The organism is Blautia sp. NSJ-175 (genome assembly GCF_022867815.1).
Lineage (GTDB): Bacteria > Bacillota > Clostridia > Lachnospirales > Lachnospiraceae > Blautia > Blautia celeris.
On the sequence record NZ_JALIFQ010000003.1, the window covers coordinates 83,596 to 103,899 of the forward strand.

15 protein-coding genes and 1 other annotated feature are annotated in these 20,304 nt (G+C 48.1%); of the genes, 2 read left to right on the forward strand and 13 right to left on the reverse strand.

The genetic code is table 11. From position 1 onward, the window contains the following. Window positions 1-136 precede the first annotated feature (136 nt). Complete coding sequence (locus MUB35_RS06015; RefSeq protein WP_148392575.1) at window positions 137-727, forward strand: LysE family transporter; 591 nt, start codon at window positions 137-139, stop codon at window positions 725-727. 113 nt (window positions 728-840) lie between these two features. Here MUB35_RS06015 and MUB35_RS06020 read toward each other — a convergent pair whose 3' ends face one another. From MUB35_RS06020 to infC, 5 genes are all read right to left on the reverse strand, one after another. After that, entirely contained in the window at window positions 841-5,175 is a 4,335-nt protein-coding gene (locus tag MUB35_RS06020; protein ID WP_244805888.1) for a DctP family TRAP transporter solute-binding subunit, read from the reverse strand. Further along, window positions 5,176-5,682: a TRAP transporter small permease gene (locus MUB35_RS06025; protein ID WP_033139422.1), complete on the reverse strand. Its 507-nt coding sequence runs from the start codon at window positions 5,680-5,682 to the stop codon at window positions 5,176-5,178. Window positions 5,683-5,777: 95 nt separating this feature from the next. After that, window positions 5,778-6,026, reverse strand: a binding site (T-box leader). Between the two features lie 206 nt (window positions 6,027-6,232). Further along, window positions 6,233-6,589: a 50S ribosomal protein L20 gene (gene rplT / locus MUB35_RS06030; RefSeq protein ID WP_033139421.1), complete on the reverse strand. Its 357-nt coding sequence runs from the start codon at window positions 6,587-6,589 to the stop codon at window positions 6,233-6,235. 36 nt (window positions 6,590-6,625) lie between these two features. Beyond that, the gene (gene rpmI / locus MUB35_RS06035) at window positions 6,626-6,823 is read right to left on the reverse strand and encodes a 50S ribosomal protein L35 (protein WP_033139420.1); all 198 of its coding nucleotides are present in this window, start codon (window positions 6,821-6,823) and stop codon (window positions 6,626-6,628) included. 37 nt (window positions 6,824-6,860) lie between these two features. After that, the gene (gene infC, locus MUB35_RS06040; RefSeq protein ID WP_033139419.1) at window positions 6,861-7,355 is read right to left on the reverse strand and encodes a translation initiation factor IF-3; all 495 of its coding nucleotides are present in this window, start codon (window positions 7,353-7,355) and stop codon (window positions 6,861-6,863) included. 404 nt (window positions 7,356-7,759) lie between these two features. On the opposite strand from infC, the gene MUB35_RS06045 reads away from it, so the two are divergent. After that, window positions 7,760-9,115: a sodium-dependent transporter gene (locus tag MUB35_RS06045; RefSeq protein ID WP_103732171.1), complete on the forward strand. Its 1,356-nt coding sequence runs from the start codon at window positions 7,760-7,762 to the stop codon at window positions 9,113-9,115. Between the two features lie 55 nt (window positions 9,116-9,170). Here MUB35_RS06045 and MUB35_RS06050 read toward each other — a convergent pair whose 3' ends face one another. The 8 genes from MUB35_RS06050 to MUB35_RS06085 form a co-directional block, all read right to left on the reverse strand. Next, window positions 9,171-9,491 carry a DUF1540 domain-containing protein gene (locus MUB35_RS06050; protein WP_033139417.1) on the reverse strand — a complete coding sequence of 107 codons (321 nt, stop codon included), beginning with the start codon at window positions 9,489-9,491 and terminating at the stop codon, window positions 9,171-9,173. An 80-nt stretch (window positions 9,492-9,571) separates the two neighbouring features. Continuing rightward, a complete protein-coding gene (thrS, locus tag MUB35_RS06055) occupies window positions 9,572-11,503 on the reverse strand; it encodes a threonine--tRNA ligase (RefSeq protein ID WP_033139449.1) in 1,932 nt (643 codons plus the stop codon). 414 nt (window positions 11,504-11,917) lie between these two features. Continuing rightward, the gene (locus MUB35_RS06060) at window positions 11,918-15,163 is read right to left on the reverse strand and encodes an SNF2 helicase associated domain-containing protein (protein WP_244805889.1); all 3,246 of its coding nucleotides are present in this window, start codon (window positions 15,161-15,163) and stop codon (window positions 11,918-11,920) included. Between the two features lie 43 nt (window positions 15,164-15,206). Further along, window positions 15,207-15,983, reverse strand: coding sequence for a YdcF family protein (locus MUB35_RS06065; RefSeq protein ID WP_225305374.1), 777 nt, complete (start codon window positions 15,981-15,983; stop codon window positions 15,207-15,209). A 68-nt stretch (window positions 15,984-16,051) separates the two neighbouring features. Further along, window positions 16,052-16,558, reverse strand: a complete 507-nt coding sequence (locus MUB35_RS06070; protein WP_033139414.1) for an SEC-C metal-binding domain-containing protein — start codon at window positions 16,556-16,558, stop codon at window positions 16,052-16,054. 105 nt (window positions 16,559-16,663) lie between these two features. After that, on the reverse strand, window positions 16,664-17,854 hold the full coding sequence (locus tag MUB35_RS06075; RefSeq protein WP_227211643.1) for a Gfo/Idh/MocA family protein: 1,191 nt from the start codon (window positions 17,852-17,854) through the stop codon (window positions 16,664-16,666). 175 nt (window positions 17,855-18,029) lie between these two features. Further along, complete coding sequence (locus MUB35_RS06080) at window positions 18,030-18,872, reverse strand: AraC family transcriptional regulator (RefSeq protein ID WP_244805890.1); 843 nt, start codon at window positions 18,870-18,872, stop codon at window positions 18,030-18,032. 592 nt (window positions 18,873-19,464) lie between these two features. After that, a complete protein-coding gene (locus tag MUB35_RS06085) occupies window positions 19,465-20,298 on the reverse strand; it encodes an alpha/beta hydrolase (protein ID WP_244805891.1) in 834 nt (277 codons plus the stop codon). Window positions 20,299-20,304 lie beyond the last annotated feature (6 nt).

Sequence of the window (20,304 nt, forward strand, 5' to 3'; positions counted from 1 at the left end):
TGTATTTATTTTTCTGAAAAGACTTTCTCTTCACACGTCAATATGATAAAATATCAAAATAATAATTTCACAATGTCTGCAGCAACAGGCCGGAACAAAACCTATCGTGCTGCCGGCCGAGGGAGGGAGTTTTGACATGACATTCGATGTATTATCTTCACTGGCTGTATACGCCCTGGTGACAGGATGGTCGCCCGGGCCTAACAATGTACTGCTTCTGAGTACCACAGGACAGTTCGGATTGAAACGGAGCATGAAACTGATCACCGGTATATGGACCGGATTTCTGACTATTATGCTTCTCTGTGCAGTCTTCAGTGTGGGGCTTGGAAAACTGCTGCCCGGAGTGGTACCCTATCTGAAATACATAGGCGCGGCTTATATCCTGTATCTGGCCTTTACAGTGCTTAAGAGAAAGCCTGTGCAGGCAGATGACGGCACAGGAAAAGCGCCTTCTTTTGCCTCTGGTTTTCTGCTGCAGTTTATCAATGTAAAAGTTATCCTGTACGGCATCTCTGCTCTGAGCAGCTATGTCCTGCCCTATGAAAGCGGGGTTCCGGCGCTGATCTTCTTTGCCTTTTTCCTGACATTCTTCGGCGCCACAGGAAATCTTGTCTGGGCTTTGATCGGGAGTATCTTTCAGAAATGGTACAATAAGTATTATATCGCATTCAATATCATCATTGCACTGCTGCTTGTCCGCTGCTCTGTAAAACTGATCCTGTAGGCTGTCAAACCTGAAATCCGTAAATCATACGGTCAGCTTACAGACAGACAAAAACTGCCGCCGGTACGGCTTCCCTCTCGGAATGCAGTACCGGCGGCAGTTCTTATTTTATACTATTTAAAAGCATTCACCAGATCCTGTCCGTCATCATATCCCTGTGATTTCAGTTCTTTGACAAACCAGTCATCAATCCCGTCAACTGCTTTTTTGAAGGAATCAATGTCCAGATCTTTATATTCGGTGATCTTCACGCCGTTCTGATTCGCCCAGCGCGTCTTGATCTCATCATCTCCGGCGCGGTTGATCTCACGCTCGTATTTTACCGCTTTTGCGCCTGCTTCATCCACTACCTTCTGCTGTTCAGGTGTCAGGCTGTCATACAGCTCCTGGTTGATGCAGAAAAACAGGCAGTCATAGTTGGCATTCCACATGGAGCAGTATTTCTGTACTTCCTGGACACTGGCTGCGTCGATAGCGGGAAGGGGATTCTCCTGCCCCTCCACAGTGTTCTGCTGCAGAGCCGTGTAAGTCTCTGACCAGTTCATATTCGTGGCATCAGCGCCCCATCTCTTGTAGCATTCCATCAGCAGATTAGAGCCTGCCACACGAATCTTCAGCCCTTTCATATCATCTGCAGACTTGATCTCCCGTACGGAGTTGGTCAGTTCCCTGAATCCGTTCTCCGCCATGCCCATACAGTGCAGGCCGTATTCTCCCAGGATCTCTTTCATCTTCTCTCCGCCTTCCCCATCCAGTTTCTTATCTGCGTCCTCCACGGACTGGAATAAGTACGGTATAGAGACCACATTGAAACGCGGGTCAAAGGCTGAGTAGATCAGGTTGGAGTGCATGGAGATCTGTACCGGATCACCGTCCATCAGGGCCTGGATGCCCTCGGACTGGTTTCCGTTTGTGAGCTGGTCGGCAGCATAGACATTTACCTTTACTTTGCCGCCTGTGGCCTGCTCCATCAGCTCCCCGAATTTTTCACCGGCTTTTGCCCAGGTACTTGTCTCTGTGGTGGAGCAGGCAAAATTCCAGGTCTGTGCGTTCCAGTCAAGATCACTGGAATCCTCCATGGAATACTCTGCGGTGCTTCCCTCCGCAGAAGTAAACGCGCGGATCAGTTCCCTGACCTCTTCCTTGTCATACCCTTCTTTTACCAGTTCCTCCTCATACCACTGGGGAATGTCCTCCACAGCCTTTTTGAAGGAATCAATATCCAGGTCTTCATACGCTGTCACATCCATGCCGTTTTCTGTCTGCCAGCGGTTCAGGATCTCATCATCACCGGCACGGTTGATCTCACGCTCATACTGCACGGCCTTCTGGCCGATCTCGTCCACAACCTCCTGCTGCTCCGGTGTCAGTTTGTCATAGACTTCCTGGTTTATGCCGAAGAAGAGGCAGTCATAGTTGGCGTTCCACAGGGAACAATACTTCTGTACCTCCTGGACACTGGCTGCGTCAATAGCCGGAAGGGGATTTTCCTGGCCCTCCACGGTGTTCTGCTGCAGAGCGGTATAAGTCTCTGACCAGTTCATATTGGTGGCATCAGCGCCCCATCTCTTGTAGCATTCCATCAGCAGATTGGAACCTGCCACACGAATCTTCAGGCTCTTCATGTCATCCACGGATTTTACTTCCCTGACAGAGTTGGTGAGCTGGCGGAAACCGTTCTCAGCCATGCCCATGCAGTGCACGCCGTAGCTCTCCAGGATCTCTTTCATCTTCTCACCGGCTGCCCCGTCCAGTTTTGCGTCCGCGTCCTTCACAGAATCGAACAGGAAGGGCAGGGATACCACATTGAAACGCGGGTCAAAGGCAGAATAGATCAGGTTGGAATGCATGGATATCTGCACCGGATCCCCGTTCATCAGGGCCTGGATGCCCTCGGACTGGTTTCCATTGGTAAGCTGGTCGGCAGCATAGACATTCACATGAATTTTGCCGCCTGTGGCCTTTTCCATCATTTCACCGAATTTACGCCCTGCCTCAGCCCAGGTGCTGGTCTCTGTGGTGGAGCAGGCAAAGTTCCAGGTCTGCTCCTCCCAGGCAAGGTCACTTCTGTCTTCCACTTCATAATTACCGGATGTCCCGGAGGTAAAGGCTTCTATCAGTTCTTTTACCTCTGCTTCGTCATATCCCTCTTTTACCAGCTCCTCCTGATACCACTGCGGAATGTCTGCAACGGCATTCTTGAAGGAGTCAATATCAAGGTCCTCATACGCTGTGATCTTCACGCCGTTCTGTTTGGTCCAGCGCTCTTTAATCTCATCATCACCGGAGCGGTTGATATCGCGCTCATAGTCAACAGCCTTCTTTCCTGCCTCGTCCACTACCTTCTGCTGTTCCGGTGTAAGGCTGCCGTACAGCTCCTCATTGATGCAGAAGAACAGACAGTCATAGTTGGCATTCCACATGGAACAGTATTTCTGCACTTCCTGCACACTGGCCGCATCGATGGCCGGAAGGGGATTCTCCTGCCCCTCCACCGTATTCTGCTGCAGGGCGGTATAGGTTTCAGACCAGTTCATATTGGTGGCATCAGCGCCCCATCTCTTGTAGCATTCCATCAGCAGATTGGAGCCTGCCACACGGATCTTCAGGTTTTTCATATCCTCCGCGGTCTTCACTTCTCTGACGGAGTTTGTGAGCTGGCGGAAGCCGTTCTCTGCCATCCCCATACAGTGCAGTCCGTATTCCTCCAGAAGCGCATTCATCTTTTCCCCTGCCTCGCCGTCCAGTTTGGCATCTGCGTCCTCCACAGAGTTAAAGATAAACGGCAGGGATACCACGTTAAAGCGCGGATCGAAAGCAGAATAGATCAGATTGGAGTGCATGGAGATCTGTACCGGGTCTCCGTTCATCAGGGCCTGGATACCCTCGGACTGATTGCCGTTGGTAAGCTGGTCAGCCGCGTATACTTTTACGTGTACTTTGCCGCCTGTGGCTTTCTCCATGAGCTTTCCGAACTGTTCCCCGGCCTTTGCCCAGGTACTGGTCTCCGTGGTGGAGCAGGCAAAATTCCAGGTCTGCTCTTCCCAGCCCAGATCACTGTAGTCACCGATCTCATTGTAATCCTCAGAACTGTTTTCCCCGGCTGTACTGTCCGCATGATCTGTCAGCTTGGAGGTTCCCGTATAGGAGCTTCCGGCAAAAGCCTTGGGCAGGCACACAGATATCTGGGGGATATATGTGACCATCAGCAGCACCACTACACACGCTGCGATCATGGGCACAACTGCCCTGGATATCTGCTGCAGGCTGACTTCCAGTCCCTTTTTGATCTTAATACTGATGGCGACAAACAGATTGACACCCACAGGAGGCGTTACCTGTCCGATCGCCAGGTTGACGGTTGCCAGAATACCGAAGGCCACCAGGTCATATCCCAGCGCCTTGCAGACCGGCAGCATAATGGGAATAAATATGTACATGGCGGAGTTGGCATCAATAAAGCATCCCGCGATCAGGAAGATCACATTCACAATCAGAAGGAAAATGAACTGATTGTGGGCAACACTTCCTAAAAGCTCCGAGGCTGCCTGGGAGATTCCGAACTTTGTGCAGACAAAGGAAAACAGGGACGCACATGCCACAATGAGCATGATACCGCCTGTGGTCTTGGCTGAATCCACAAAGATATCGATCAAATCCCTGAACTTGACTTCTCTGTAGATGACCATACCCACAAAGAGTCCGTATACCACGGAAACGGCTGCTGCCTCTGTCGGTGTGAAAATACCGCCATAGATACCTCCCAGAATGATAACCGGCATCAGAAATCCCCAGAACGCGTCACCGAACGCGCGGAATCTCTCGCCCCAGGCGGCTTTCTTAGTTGTTGGCTGGATACCTTTTCTGCGGACTTCGATCATGATCACAAGGATCAGCGCAAGTCCCATAAGGATTCCGGGCAGGATACCGCCGGCAAACATATCCGCAATCGATACACCTGTGATGGATGCATATACCACGAACGCAATACTGGGGGGTATGACAATGGCAATGGAACTTGACGTTGCCATCATTGCCGTGGAAAACGGTGCCGAGAAGCCTCCCTCCTCCACCATGGCCGGGATCAGAACCGCGCCCAGCGCCGCAACCGTAGCCGGACCGGAGCCGGAAATTGCTCCGAAGAAGCAGGCCACAATAACACACACAATGGCAATGCCGCCTCTTCTGTGTCCCACACAGGTATTTACAAACTTAATGAGACGTTTGGATATTCCCGCCTTTGCCATAATATTTCCGGACAACACGAAAAACGGAATCGCCAGCAGCAGAAACTTGCTGATGCCGGAATACATATTGGTAGCCACGATCGTCAGGGATGTACCTGAGTACAGAATCGCGCACACGGAGGACAGGCCCAGACAGATGGCAATGGGAACATTCAGGATCAGAAAGATAAAAAAGGATAAAAACAATACCGCACTTACCATTTACGCCTCCTCCTTTCTCTTGACAAATTTAAAATCCGTACAGAAATCAATGCAGTATTCCACAAAATGCAGGATCATGCAGACGGAGCCAATGGGCACAAAGGACCAGAAGATCCATTCCGGCCAGTTCAGCACAAAGGTCCTCTTTCCATTGGCAAGCTGGGTCAGCACCTTATCCATGCCGTATTTAAACAATATTACAGTAAATATCACTGAGAGCACAGTCACAAGAACGACAACGGGTTTCTTTGTCTTCCCGGGCAGCCTATCCGTTACCAGCGTAAGGCTTACCAGCTCTCCTTCCCGGCAGGCCAGAGCGGCTGCCATAAGTGTGATCAATACAAAAACTGCCACCACCAGCTCTTCCGTAAATGACCAGGAGCGGTGTATTACTTTCCTGGAAAATACATTTCCCACGGTGAGAACCAGGATCAGCAGTGTGGATGCAGCCAGGATCAGCTTCTCAGCCGCTGCCAGCACATCCATGATCTTCTTGTAGACTTTCATCACATTTCCTCCTCTTGTTATAGTAAGACATATAAAATCGCACACATATGCCCGTGCAGGGCGCACATTCAGAGCATAAAAAAAGCCCCCCAATCATGAGGGACGAACTGAATCCGCGATACCACCCTTTTTCCGCGCAGGGTTACCCCTGCCGGCACTTGCAACATACTGACATATGTGTTTCCTGTAACGTGGAACCTACGTCAGCGCCTAATCAAACATAACGGCCTTTCAGCGCTGCTTCTCCGGGATGATACATAAGCCTCCCGGACGCCTGCCTCACACCTGCCGGCAGTTCTCTGAACATCCATCCTGAAACTTATGCTTCCCTTCATCGAATTTACAAATTCTGATTGTTCACATCTAATATTTTATAATATCTTAATGGATATTTTACTTCTTTTTCAGAATTACGTCAATACTTTTTTACGGGGCCTTTGGCCTGAAAGCACCTGGCGGGACAGCAGCGTGCGGTCCGTAACGCGCATCGGAAAAAAAGCCGCTGCCCCGGGATTGCTCCTTGGGGCAGCGGCTGTATGTTCCTTACGAATTAAGCAATTTTGGATTTAGCCAGCTCTGCCAGTGTTGCAAAGCCTTCTGCATCGTTGATAGCCATATCAGCCAGAACTTTTCTGTTCAGGTCAATGTTAGCCAGCTTTAAGCCATACATGAATTTGCTGTAGGACAGACCATTCATTCTTGCTGCAGCGTTGATACGTGCGATCCATAACTGTCTGAACTGACGTTTTCTCTGCTTTCTTCCTGCATAGGAGCTTGTCAGAGCTCTCATAACAGACTGTTTTGCAACTCTGTACTGTTTGGAACGTGCTCCTCTGTAACCTTTCGCCAGTTTTAATACTCTATTGTGTTTTTTCTTAGCGTTTAATCCGCCTTTAATTCTTGCCATTCTTAATTTCCTCCTGTTCTAGAACCTATCCTGTAATTAGATGTACGGTAAAATTTTCTTGATTGCTTTTACGTTACTTGCATCTGTGATAGCTGCTTTTCTCAGGTTTCTCTTTCTCTTCTGAGATTTCTTTGTTAAGATATGGCTCTTGTAAGCTTTATTTCTCTTTAATAATCCTGTACCTGTTTTTTTGAAGCGCTTAGCAGCAGCTTTCGTTGTTTTCATTTTTGGCATGTTTGTATTCCTCCTTAGACTCTTTTAGTGAACGTGTTTAACGTTTTTCTGTCAAATACATGGTCATAGTCCTGCCTTCTACCTTCGGTGCTTTTTCAATCACCGCGATATCAGCTACAGACTCTGCAAACTCATCAAGGATGTGTTTACTCTTATACATATGTGCCATCTCTCTTCCGCGGAAACGTAAGGTCACTTTGACTTTATTTCCCTTGGTTAAGAATTTCCTGGCATTATTGACCTTGGTGTTCAGGTCGTTTTCCTCAATATTAGGGGACAAACGCACTTCCTTAATCTCTATGGTTTTCTGTTTCCTCTTAGCTTCTTTTTCTTTCTGTGCTAATTCGTACCTGTACTTACCATAATCGATAATTTTGCATACGGGCGGTTTCGCAGTCGGGGCAATCTTTACAAGGTCAAGCCCTGCTTCCATTGCATGCTTCTGCGCATCTCTGGCAGACATGATTCCAAGCTGTTCTCCGTTCGCGCCGATCAGACGTACCTCTTTGTCTCTGATTTGTTCATTAATCATTAAATCGCTAATTGTAGTGCACCTCCATAATATTGATAAAACACTCTGTTCCTGGCCGGCCGTCCGGCCTTCCACCTCATAAAACATCCTGAAAGAAACAAGAAAAAAATGGATAGACGACGATCGACTATCCACACATATCCGCATAAAGAAAACGCTGAAGGCGCTTCGTTTATTACCGTATTAACCATAGTCACGCGATTGTGCTAAGGTGAGAGTGGATACTCTGCTTTCTTTTTCTTCAGACTAGGTAAGTTTATCACACCATTTTCGCCCCGTCAAGTGTTAAATATAATTTTGTTTATTATTTTTATAAGAAAAATCTTGTCTTTTGTCTGAAAAAATGGCATAATGTTTCACATACAACAAAAGATGCGCAAAGCATCGAAAAAAGGGAGAGAATCATGGAGAAAAAAAGAGGAGCATTTTCTAACAAGATGGGATTTGTCCTTGCCGCTGCGGGTTCCGCGGTCGGTCTTGGAAATCTCTGGCGCTTCCCGTACCTTGCAGCAAAATACGGAGGAGGCATTTTCTTACTCGTCTATCTTATTCTCGCCGTAACACTAGGGTTTACACTGATGGTTACAGAGATCGCCATTGGCCGGAAAACCGGTCTGAGCGCAGTCGGAGCTTTCAGAAAGCTGGACAAACGATTTGGTTTCGTCGGATATCTGGCCTGTATCGTTCCGTTTATCATCACACCTTACTACTGTGTTATCGGCGGATGGGTGATCAAATACCTGATCACTTTTGTCAGCGGCAATGTATCTGCTGCTGCCGGGGATGACTATTTTACCGGATTTATTACCCAGGCCGGTTCACCGGTGCTGTGGTTTGCAATTTTCGTTCTGCTGACTTCCATTGTCGTGATCGCCGGCGTGGAAAAAGGAATCGAAAAAGCCAGCAGGATTCTGATGCCTGTGCTGATCATACTGACACTGGGCATTTCTGTCTTCTGTATCACAAGACCGGGTGCAGGTGCAGGTGTGAAATACTATCTGCTGCCTGATTTCAGCCGTTTCTCAGCTACCACAGTGCTGGCTGCCATGGGACAGTTATTCTACTCCATGTCACTGGCTATGGGTATTATGATCACATACGGTTCCTATATGAAGAAGGACAACAGCCTGGAAAAATCTGTCCGCCAGATTGAAATATTCGATACCGGAATCGCCTTTTTGGCAGGTCTTATGATCATTCCGTCCGTATTCGCATTCTCCGGCGGCAATGAAGAGGCGCTGAGCAAGGGGCCATCCCTGATGTTCATCACTCTGCCTAAGGTATTTGACAACATGACACTGGGCGGACTGATCGGTGCAGTCTTCTTCCTTCTGGTGCTGTTCGCGGCACTGACCTCCTCCATCTCACTGATGGAGACCAATGTGTCTATCATCCGCGACAAACTGGGCTGGAGCAGAAGGAAAACTACCATTGTGGTCACCATATATGTACTGCTTCTGGGCGCGCTGGTATCCCTCGGTTTCGGACCGCTGGATTTCGTCCAGATCATCGGACTGGGACTTCTGGATTTCTTCGACTTCCTGAGCAACAGTGTGCTGATGCCGATCGTAGCCATTCTGACCTGTATTAGTATCGGTTTCTTCATCAAACCAAAAGCTGTGTGTGATGAAGTGGAGCTGAACGGACCGTTCAAAATGAAAAAATTCTATACAATAATGCTGAAATGGATCGCACCTATCTGCCTGATCATGATTCTGATCTTTGCAGTTTCTGAGGCAATGGGCTGGATCAAAGTCTGAGTAAAAGAGAGCCATACCTGTGAATTTCTCCACAGGTACGGCTCTTTTTCATATCTTATCGTTTTTCAAAGCTTCCGCATTTTGTCTCGTCACAGCGACAGGCACTTCCTCCTGTGATGGTGATCTTGTCTGCATGGCATTTCTCTTCTTTGTTGAAGGTACAGGTACATGCGCGGCAGTCCACATCAATGGTACGGCATCCGCAGCTTTCAGCAGCGGCTGAATTGGATGCAGATTCTCCTCTCTCCTCAAAGCTGCGGCAGCAGGTCTCGTCTGCAACCTTTGCATCGCTTCCGTCTACCAGAATGTCTCCCTTGGAACAGTATTCATCTTTGTTATAAATACAGGTTCTTGCAGTACAGCTTAATAATGGCATAGTCATTTCCTCCTTTAAATTTCGTCGGAAATAGTATGCGTCCGGCTGTACTTTTTTATACCATTGATTTTTTTATAAATTTATTTCTGCTCTTCTGCTTTCACTTCACGGATTTCCCTGCTTTTGATCTCTTCTTTGATGGCTGTGATAAATCCGCCCAGGTCTTTTTGACCCTCATCGCCCAGGAAACGGCTTCTCACGGACACAAGGCCCTCCTCCTCTTCTTTGGCGCCTACAACCAGCATGTACGGAATCTTTTCCAGTCTGGCCTCACGGATCTTGTATCCGATCTTCTCAGCCCTTGTATCCATATCCGCACGGATTCCCGCCTCCTGAAGCTCTGCCAGGACTTTTTTGCCGTAATCCATATATTTGTCGGAGATTGCCAGAACACGCACCTGGATTGGTGATAACCAGGTCGGGAATGCACCTGCAAAGTGCTCGATCAAAATACCGATGAAACGCTCAATGGAGCCGAATGCTACCCTGTGGATCATGATAGGACGGTGCTTTTCCCCGTCAGCGCCGATGTATTCCAGCTCAAAACGAAGGGGCAGCTGGAAGTCAAGCTGAATCGTTCCGCACTGCCAGGTTCTGCCGATGGAGTCCTCCAGATGGAAGTCGATCTTCGGTCCGTAGAAGGCACCATCCCCTTCATTTACCACATAGTCAAGTCCAAGGTCATCCAGAGCGCCCCGCAGAGCCTCTGTTGCCATCTCCCAGTCCTCATCGCTTCCCATGGAGTCCTCAGGGCGTGTGGACAGCTCCACATGGTATTTGAATCCGAACAGGCTGTAAACCTGGTCAATGAGGCTGGCAACACCCTTGATCTCATCCCTGATCTGGTCCGGTGTCATGAAAATGTGGGCATCGTCCTGTGTAAAACAGCGCACACGCATGAGTCCGTGAAGCTGGCCTGATTTTTCATGGCGGTGTACCAGTCCCAGTTCGCCCATGCGCAGGGGCAGGTCGCGGTAGGAACGCGGTTCAGACTGGTAAGCCAGAATGCCGCCCGGGCAGTTCATGGGCTTAATGGCAAAATCCTGTTCGTCAATGACGGTTGTGTACATATTCTCTTTATAGTGATCCCAGTGACCTGAGGTTTCCCACAGATGGCGGCTCAGCATGATCGGAGTGGAAATCTCCACATAGCCGGCTTTTGTGTGGATCTCTCTCCAATAATCCAGAAGGGTATTTTTCAGCACCATGCCTTTTGGCAGGAAGAAGGGGAATCCGGGTCCCTCATCCCGCATCATGAACAGGCCCAGCTCTTTTCCCAGCTTTCTGTGGTCACGCTTTTTGGCCTCCTCGATCCTTGCCAGATGTTCCTCCAAGTCTGCCTTCTTAGTAAATGCCGTGCCGTAGATCCTGGTGAGCATTTTATTTTTCTCGCTGCCTCTCCAGTAGGCACCTGCAAGGCTTGTGAGCTTGAATGCCTTCACCGGTTTTGTAGTCATGAGATGGGGGCCTGCGCACAGGTCTGTAAATTCTCCCTGTCTGTAGAAGCTGATCACAGCATCCTTTGGCAGGTCTTCGATCAGTTCTACTTTGTAAGGCTCCTCCTTTTCTTTCATGAAAGCAATGGCTTCCTCTCTCGGAAGTTCAAAGCGTTCCAGGGGCAGGCCTTCCTTCACGATCTTCTTCATTTCCGCTTCAATCTTTTCCAAATCCTCCGCTGTCAGGGGGATTTCTCTGTCAATATCATAATAGAAGCCGTCGGAAACGGATGGTCCGATTGCCAGCTTGGCATCCGGATACAGGCGCTTGATCGCCTGGGCCATGATATGGGATGCAGTGTGGCGGAATGCTGCCTTGCCTCCCTCATCCTGAAAGGTCAGAATGCTCAGCTCACAGTCGCTGTCCACAACTGTTCTCAAATCCACTGCCTGTCCGTCCATTTCTCCGGCACAAGCCATTCTTGCCAGACCTTCGCTGATATCAGAAGCGATATCAATCACAGACATGGCATGATCATATTCTTTCTTTGACCCGTCTTTTAATGTGATAATCATAATTCCTCTGCTTCTCCTTTTCTCTCTGCATTTGCTGGTTCCTGCGATGACGGCGGACTCCTTGGCAGCAAAAAACCCGTCCCATGCAGCCATTTCTGACTGCAAGGGACGGGTAACTGTCATTACTCGCGGTTCCACCCTTGTTGTACACTGTCTTCTTCTCAGAAGACCGGTTCACCACTCATTTGATGATAACGGAATCACCGGGCCGGATTGGGGCCGCTCGGAGGTAGTTTTCAAATGCTTCCTGAACAGGCTGCTTCCAGCATATGCAGCCCTCTCTGGGAACTTCCGCATTTTACTCGTCTCGTCATCGCGTTTTCTGTATGAATCTACTTTTCATTATAACGGCAGAAATATTTTTGTCAACCATTTTTCTCTGAGAGAACACAGGGACTCTGCCCGCATCCGGCACTATTTTAGCAGCTCCAGAAGATCCTCCCTGCTGATCCTGTGGTCTGCCACTGCCTGCCCTTCCATAACGTTTTCCGCAAGGCGGGCCTTCTTTTCCTGGAGAGACAGAATCTTCTCCTCTATGGTATTCTTCACCACTATTTTCATGACTGTTACAATATTCTCCTGTCCGATGCGGTGGGTCCTGTCTGTAGCCTGGTTCTGGGCTGCCACGTTCCACCACGGGTCATAGTGGATGACAACGTCCGCCTTTGTGAGATTCAGCCCCGTTCCCCCTGCTTTCAGGGAAATAAGGAAGACCTGGGCATCCCCGTTCTGGAACTTTTTCACCATCTCCCGGCGCTGTTCTTTTGTATTCTTCCCTGAAAGATAGAGATAAGAAATTCCCGCCTTGTCAAATTCCGCTGCAAGCAGTTCCAGCATGGTGGTAAACTGGGAAAACAGCAGAATCCTGTGTTCCGCCTGTACTAAATCCTGTACCAGCTCCACACAGCTTTCCTGTTTTGCGGAACCGCCTCTGTAATTCTCGTAGCAGAGCAGAGGGGAACAGCAGATCTGCCGCAGCCCTGTCAGCTCTGCCAGATATTTCATGCGCTGGCTCTGGTAATCCTCCTCGCTCTGGCCTGACAGCTCCATCTGCAGTCTGGCAACCCTGGCGTCGTAGAGCTTTCTCTGCTCCTCCTCCATCTTCACATAGATGGTCTTCTCCAGCTTGTCCGGCAGGTCTTTTAACACATCCTGTTTCTTTCTGCGCAGAATAAAGGGGTTCACCATCCGTTTCAGCCGCTCCATGACGTTCCCGTCCTCATTCTGGACAATGGGCTGTTCCAGCTCTTCCCTGAATTTTTTGTAGCTGTACAGATACCCCGGCATAATGAAGTCAAAAATACTCCACAGATCGCTGAGCCGGTTCTCAATAGGGGTTCCCGTCAGTGCCAGACGGTGTACCGCCGGTATCTCCTTCACAGCTTTTGCAGCCTGGGTGGCCGGATTTTTGATGTACTGTGCCTCATCTATGACCATATATGGAAAGACCTTCTCTTTGTACAGATCCAGATCACGTTTCAGAAGATCATAGGAGGTCACCAATATATCTTCTTTAGACGCATGTTCTATGATTTCTTCCCTCTGCCGGCTGTTTCCAACCGCCACTTTTACTGTCAGGTCAGGCGCAAACCGGAGGATTTCGCTTTCCCAGTTATAGACCAGGGAGGCAGGACAGACGATCAGCGCGCCCTCCTTCTTCATTTCCAGCAGTGCGATGACCTGCAGTGTCTTGCCAAGCCCCATATCATCCGCCAGAATGCCGCCGAAGCCCCACTGGGACAGCATGGCCAGCCAGCGGAATCCGTTCTTCTGATATTCTCTCAGTTCCGCGTTCAATTCTCCGGGAATCTCAAAATCACTGTCCTGATAGCTGTTCATATCTCGGATGAGCTGTTTGAATTCCGTGCTTCGTCTGGCATCCACTTTGCCGGAATGTGTTTTCAGGGTTTCCGCTATATAGGAAGCCCGGTATTTTGGAGCCTGGAAACTGCCTTCCCCAAACTCTTTCTCGTCAAAAGAAAGTCCCTGGGAGAGTTCAGATACCAGGGAAAGGCCATTGTCTTCCAGGCTGATAAAATCACCGCTTTTCAGACGGTAATACTTTTTCCGTCTGCGGTATCCCCGAAGGATATGTTCCATTTCTCCCGGATCCATGTCCTCCACCCGGATATCCAGATTCAGCAGATCCCCGGACAGACCAATGCCCACATTGACCTTCGGAGAGGGGAGAATGCGCATTCCACGGATCTTATCATCTACAAAAAGCGCTGCCAGTTCACGGATTTCATGGAATCCCATGTCCAGAAGCTCATACATTTTCTCTTCTGAGGTACACAGGCCGCAGTGTTCCCCTGTACCTTTACAGATGTCAAAATACTTTTCCAGGCATCTTTTCAGGTCCCCCTCCCTCTGCATATCGCGGTACTGGCTGGAGGGGTCCACGTCGTCAAAAAGATCATAGACCGTGGTTCCGTAAGCGGCTTGTGCACGCATACAGATGGCGTCCCGGATCTTCTCATCCACACTGAGGTAGACGCTGCACTCTGCCTCCTGGGGCTGGTATTCGTCAAAATCAATGTCATTCATCTGGATATCCGCATACTGTTCCAATATAGGGAGCAGAGCTGCGCAGAACGCGGTATAATCCTCCCTATTGAGAAAAATGGTGCGGTCCCTGTGCTGATATTGGTAATACTGTATACTGTCCGTATTCAGCGCTTTGATGATGGGCATCATATCCCTGGAAAACTCCGGCGTACACTGATAGATCGTATCCTCTGTCTGCAGATAGTCATGGACCGTACCCCTGATCCACTTTGGAGAATGCAGGTAAATACTGGCGCCCTCCTCCTCTGTCTTTACGATTTCCATCCTGATCACCGGATTGCCGCAGATGACCTGATAAGGCTTTCCGTCTATCTCTATGGTTCCGCCTGTATATTTCTGCAGGACCCTGTCCATGCCGTAATTGCTCAAACCGATTTTACGGAAATTGGAACTGTATACCTGGCTGCTGAACTCCATGTTGTGAAACTGCGTCTTCAGGCAGTCGGTCAGCAGGTCGATCCAGGAAAGAGCTTCCGGAGTAAAGGCAGAGCGGTCGTGGATAAATCCCAGGTTCTTTCCATAGGAATCATATTTTCCCTTTTCCACGCAGTCCAGCATTTTACAGATATTTTTTAAGACATACAGCTTGCCGGCACCTATTTTAAATTCAATGTGAAACTGGTTATAAGAAGAGGTGATGATCGGTTCCAGGCGTACCTGTCCGTAATACTCCCCCAGCAGATACGCATTGTTCCTCACCGCGTATTTTGCAATGGTATCCTTCAGGGTATCAGATGTCCTGCGGTTTGCGGGGGTTTTTGAAGGAAAATCAACGGTACCAAGAGAATCTGCCGGCATCTGGGTCTCCCGGTAGGCAAGCGCCACTGCCACGCAGTGTTTGCACATACCCAAATACGCTCCGGCTGCCGGACAGCTGCAGATATAATCCGTGATCTCATCCTCTGCATCAAAGACAACTGTTGTCTCATACCATTTGCCTTCGCTTCCCTTCACCTGGGCACTGACTTCTTTGTCGTCTTCCAGATAGTCCTCAACCAAAAAACTCTTATAGGCTTTTTTGTCAAAAAGTGCTTTCCCACGCTGATACATGGCAGGAAAACAATTGTCTTTGATCGTACTGATTTTTAACATTTCTTCTTCTCCGATTGCTGAAAATTAACGTTTTTACTGCCTCTTACATATTTCCCACTGCTTTGTCCTTCAGGACCCCGAAAAATTCTCTCACAAGATAATTCACCTGTAAAAACGCGTTGCTTTTTGCCGGGATTCCTTCCACATGCCTGCATCCCAGCTTTTTCCCAAGGCTGACACCTCTGTACACATGAAAATTGTTGGTAACTACCCCGATGGATGCCTCTTTTCCTCTGTTGTCTTCCTTTTTATCAATGATCTCCAGAGAAAATTTCAGATTCTCGCTGGTGTTTGTGGAATGCTCCTCTTTCAGAAGGCGTTCCGGGGAGATGCCCTTTTTCTCCAGATAGCGGTACATGGCCTCAGCTTCTGTGATATCCTCCCCTGTTCCCTTTCCCCCGGAGAGGACTGCTTTTGTTTCAGGGTTTTCCTCCAGATACTCCCCGGCACGCTCCACCCGGAGTCTCAGGGAGTTGCTCAGCTTTGTACCGTTTACCTGGGCGCCCAGCACGACCAGGTAGTCCAGATTTTCCGAAGGATGATGGAACATCCCCGTAAATATCAGAGCCTCCACTGTCAAAAAGACAAGGATGCAGAGGGCTGCCAGAACAATCAGACTGTTTTTTATAACCGGCGGAAGTGAAAATCCGGCCAGCACGCCGTGTCTGCTGTTCAGATGGAGAAGTACGGCGATTCCATAGAAGAAAACACCGCCTGCTGCCCAGATGCAGGGAAACAGGGAGGACAGGCCCGCATAGACTGTGATTCCTATAAAATAGAGGGAACAAAGGCTCCCCAGGATCATGCATAAAGTCTTCATTCGTATCCTTTCTAAACACAAAGGGGCGGTTCTCCACCGCCCCTCTGAAAATACTGCATCTTATTTGATTATTTATTTCTGCCGCAGCAGTGTTTATATTTTTTACCGCTTCCGCATGGACATGGATCATTACGTCCGATTTTCGGTCCTTTTACGACGGTACCGGATTTCTTCTGCTCCTTGTACAGCTCTTTTTTCTGCTCCTCTGTGAAGATCTCGTCCCACTGGGGAAGCTCATACAGCCAGTCTGCTTTTGCGTCTACCATATTCTTGTAGAGCATTTCCTTATCGAATCCCAGGTTTACCTCGGTATTCTCGTCCATCTCCTCAATCGGGTTCTGTACTTTCAGACTGTCATTGATGCCATCCAGGAATCCGACCATGGTCATAACGTCAACTTCAAATTTATCAGCCAGGTCTTTCACTGTGCCGCGAACTACTTCGTCCGGATTGGTCAGAAGTTTCTCATAGATTCCTTTTTCGATCAGAAAATAGTTGGTCCAGAATTTCTGCAGCTGCGCTTTGTCTGCTTCCTGAGAATAAGCAACATCTCTCCATTCCTGTAATAATGCCATGTATCTTTACCACCTTTTACTTATTATCGTATTTTTGAGGCGTCCCGAAACGCCTGACAGATATAGTATATACGATATGGCGGATTTTTTCAATCCTTACTTTTATCAGGCGTATTCGCGGTTTTCCCCTGCCAGGATCCATTTTCCATTTGTAAAGTCAGGAATTGCCACGGGATGTCCGCCAAGGGCAATAGACTCTTCTGCAAGGGCAGTGACGGACATCCACGCCGCTGCATCGTACACATCAATGGGGCATGGTCTGTGATTTCTCACACTGTCAAAGAATGCTTCAAACTCCAGCCAGTCCATGCCGTCATGACTGCCCTTTATACCCTCTGCTAGAAATTTTTTCCATGTGGGATGCTCGTAATCCTTTTCATATTCAGCGGCATTACCCCATTTTTCTTTCCATTTAAAATCATACGCCGCGTCTATTTTATCCAAAAAAACGGAATCGGTCGCTTCCTCATACATGCCCTTTGTCCCCCAGACTGTGAAATCGCGGCTGTAGAATCTGGGCAGGGTGGTGTTGAGTGTGAGAAGAATGGTTTCGCCTCCGGCACATTTTATTATGGTGTTCACCACGTCTCCCTGAGCAAATGCGGATGTGCTGTCTGATAAATATTCCCTAAGGCCTTCCGCTTTGGATACTGTTGAAGTGAGTGTAAGCATCCGGTTGCCTCTGTTGATATTCAGGATCTGGGCAATGGGACCTAATTCGTGGGTCGGATAGTTCTCCGCGTTTCTGTGTATGTAATTTCTCAGGCGGTAATGACGGTTTTCTTTTCCTCCGGCGATCTCTTCCCGCAGGTCGTGGAGATAGCCGCCTTTGCAGTGGATGATCTTCCCAAATATTCCTTTTTTTACCATGTTCATGGCCATCATTTCTCTTCTGCCATAGCAGCAGTTTTCCAAAAGCATAAAGGGAACCTTTGTGGCTTCCCAGGCATCCACCAGATCCCAGCACTGTTTTACACTGTAGGCACCGCCTACCTCCATGCCCACTGCCTTCCCGGCATGCATGGCTCTCACCGCAATGGGAATGTGGCTTTCCCAGGCAGAAGCTATAACCACAGCGTCAACCAGGGGGCTGTCCAGTACCTCCTGCACATCAACTGCCGCCAGGGGCGGCTTACCGCCTGCTTCCTCTGCAAGTTTTGACGCTGCCTGTACTCTGTCCTTATATTCATCGCAGACTGCAGTCACCTCCACATCCTGCATTCTGAGAATGACATCCCGCATAAGGCTGTATCCTCTGCATCCTAATCCTATGATTCCGACTCTCAGTTTCTCCATTTGACCGGCTCCTTTTCTGTCTGTGTGATGTATTTTGCTATAGAGTGTTTTAAATTTTTAATATGTTTTAGTTGTAACATAGCCGAATACAAATTTCTATAGGTATTTGGGGATATTATATTTGATATCGGATAACATTTTGTGCAGATATATTCTGTTGAATTTTTCCGCAGCTTTATTGCTGCTGTTTTCTCAGATAGTTTGCGGGAGATTCCCCTGTAGTGCGTTTGAAGACTGTGCTGAAATAGTTCCTGTCACAGAAGCCCAGAACTTCCGCGGTTTCATTGATGCCGCATCCTTCTTTCAGCAGCTCCATGGCACGGCGTATCTTCATCTGTGTAAAATATGTCATGATGCCGATCCCGGCGTATTTTGAAAATGTTTTTTTCAGAGATGCCGGGCTCATATTGCAGAGTCCTGCAATGTCTGCCTGGGTAAGATGCTCTGTAATATGTTTTTCCAAAGTGCGGACAATGAATCGGTAATTGTCTGCACTGACGGAAACATAGGCATCCATCCCGGGAGTTTTTTCGGTGAGAACGGACAGAAGAAAACTCTCAAAGGTATTAAAAAAGATCTGGGACTCCGCCTCTTTTCCGGAATGGACCCCTTTTACAAGAATTTCCCGGTCTCTGTTAAAAATGCTGCCCGCTCTTTCCATAAGGCCGGATATGGTGTTGTATTCTTCTTCGGTCAACTGAAACTGCTTTTCTTTTATCTGAGGCATAACATCCGCGGCAAAAGAGATCACACAGATATGAGGCTCTGTCTTTTTTTCCGACCAGAGACGGTGGAATTCCATGGGACGGTGCAGAACGGACTGGCCTCTTTCCAGAATACATACATCTTCCCCGGCCGTCACGCCCAGTGAGCCGTCCAGTACACAGACAAATTCCCAGAAGTCGTGGGATTCGCCGTCAAAATAATAGGTATCTTCAAAGATTTTTTCGTATATGGTGAATACGGATGTGATGTTGACATACTTGTTCACTGCACATCCCTGGAAGTATTTTTTCATAATTTTGCTCCCTGGATAAAAAAAAATAATTTTTTTCATTTCTTTTGTATAGCTTGTTTGATACCGGTCATACTATAAGTAGTCCACGGAGGGAAGGCACAAAGATGTGACGCTCTTCGAGGATTACAAAAGAAAAAGTAGAAATACTTATCCTCCCCTTTGAAGCCTCTGTAACCAGAAGAAGCCCACTGGTTACAGGGGTTTTACATAATGTGAAGTGGTAAAGTGGGCCTAAAAACTGTTGTCAAACTGTTGTCAAACTGTTGTCAGAATTTCAGGAACCCTTATGTTTCCCGGGGTCTGGGGTTTGTCAGAAGATACGTCTGTTTTCGTGGAAAATCCCTGGATGCCAACACCATCCCAAGTTATGATGATTACAAGATTTATTTTAAAACGTACGAAAATGACATGGTAAAAGCATTTGGTCGTAGACAAAAGGAAATCGCAGAGGAGAAAGAAGTCTGCCAAGACGCCTATAAATTCAGGTGGTTCCAGACATACTTCTTTTAAAGCTAAAACATTTGATAACATAACAAAATGCAGCAGATTGAATCAATTCATTCGTAGTAATTTAACAGAGCACAGCCCTATTTTATATTCCCACATTTCCGCTGTTTCTTCCCAACCCTGTATTCTCTGTAGGAAGCCATTCCATGGCACGTTTGATATAGGTATCCCAGAAATCCCATTCATGAGCCCCTGCTCCGCTTTCATATACTGCATTCACCCCGTTTTCTTTCAGAAAATGATACATATCCAGATTAACATCTCTCAGGCTGTCCTGCTCTCCGCATGCTATGTACACTTCTGGAAACTCTGCATTCTCTTCTTTTATTCGCCTGACAAGATATTTGGGGTTATTCTCACTTTCAGCCACTTGATCAAGATTTCCCCAGATGCTCTCCGCGTAATCTCTTCTTTCAAGCACATTTACGGTATCGTTTGTCCTGTGGGGCAGCTCCTCTATCAGGAACGCTCCGGAAAGAGACACAATATATCCGAATGTCTCATGATACTTCAGCCCGTTTAACAGGGCTCCGGCTCCGCCCATTGACAGGCCGCCGATAAAGGTATCTTCCCTTTTTCTTGAAAGAGGAAACATTTTCCGGGTCATCTCCACTAACTCTTTTCCCACAAACTTCCCGTAATTGTTCATGGCTTCCGGGTGATCCACATAAAAAGAATTATCTCCTGAAGGCATGACAACCGCCAGATCGTGCTCTTCCGCATACCGAATGATCTTAGTCCCTGTCACCCAATCCATATAGTTTCCGAAGATTCCGTGGAGCAGGTAAAGCGTTTTGTATGGTTTCTCCTCTCTGGCCGGCATTCCCGGCATCTGCTGCTTGTCTACCGGCAGGATCACATTCACCGGAACTGTGCGCATTAAATTTTGTGATAATATATTCATTTGGATAAAGGCCATAATCTG

Bases quoted from the DNA above. Each gene is read 5' to 3' on its own strand.
- MUB35_RS06015 (WP_148392575.1), top strand. From the start codon at position 137: ATGACATTCGATGTATTATCTTCACTGGCTGTATACGCCCTGGTGACA.
- MUB35_RS06020 (WP_244805888.1), bottom strand. From the start codon at position 5,175: ATGGTAAGTGCGGTATTGTTTTTATCCTTTTTTATCTTTCTGATCCTG.
- MUB35_RS06025 (WP_033139422.1), bottom strand. From the start codon at position 5,682: ATGAAAGTCTACAAGAAGATCATGGATGTGCTGGCAGCGGCTGAGAAG.
- rplT (WP_033139421.1), bottom strand. From the start codon at position 6,589: ATGGCAAGAATTAAAGGCGGATTAAACGCTAAGAAAAAACACAATAGA.
- rpmI (WP_033139420.1), bottom strand. From the start codon at position 6,823: ATGCCAAAAATGAAAACAACGAAAGCTGCTGCTAAGCGCTTCAAAAAA.
- infC (WP_033139419.1), bottom strand. From the start codon at position 7,355: ATGATTAATGAACAAATCAGAGACAAAGAGGTACGTCTGATCGGCGCG.
- MUB35_RS06045 (WP_103732171.1), top strand. From the start codon at position 7,760: ATGGAGAAAAAAAGAGGAGCATTTTCTAACAAGATGGGATTTGTCCTT.
- MUB35_RS06050 (WP_033139417.1), bottom strand. From the start codon at position 9,491: ATGCCATTATTAAGCTGTACTGCAAGAACCTGTATTTATAACAAAGAT.
- thrS (WP_033139449.1), bottom strand. From the start codon at position 11,503: ATGATTATCACATTAAAAGACGGGTCAAAGAAAGAATATGATCATGCC.
- MUB35_RS06060 (WP_244805889.1), bottom strand. From the start codon at position 15,163: ATGTTAAAAATCAGTACGATCAAAGACAATTGTTTTCCTGCCATGTAT.
- MUB35_RS06065 (WP_225305374.1), bottom strand. From the start codon at position 15,983: ATGAAGACTTTATGCATGATCCTGGGGAGCCTTTGTTCCCTCTATTTT.
- MUB35_RS06070 (WP_033139414.1), bottom strand. From the start codon at position 16,558: ATGGCATTATTACAGGAATGGAGAGATGTTGCTTATTCTCAGGAAGCA.
- MUB35_RS06075 (WP_227211643.1), bottom strand. From the start codon at position 17,854: ATGGAGAAACTGAGAGTCGGAATCATAGGATTAGGATGCAGAGGATAC.
- MUB35_RS06080 (WP_244805890.1), bottom strand. From the start codon at position 18,872: ATGAAAAAATACTTCCAGGGATGTGCAGTGAACAAGTATGTCAACATC.
- MUB35_RS06085 (WP_244805891.1), bottom strand. From the start codon at position 20,298: ATGGCCTTTATCCAAATGAATATATTATCACAAAATTTAATGCGCACA.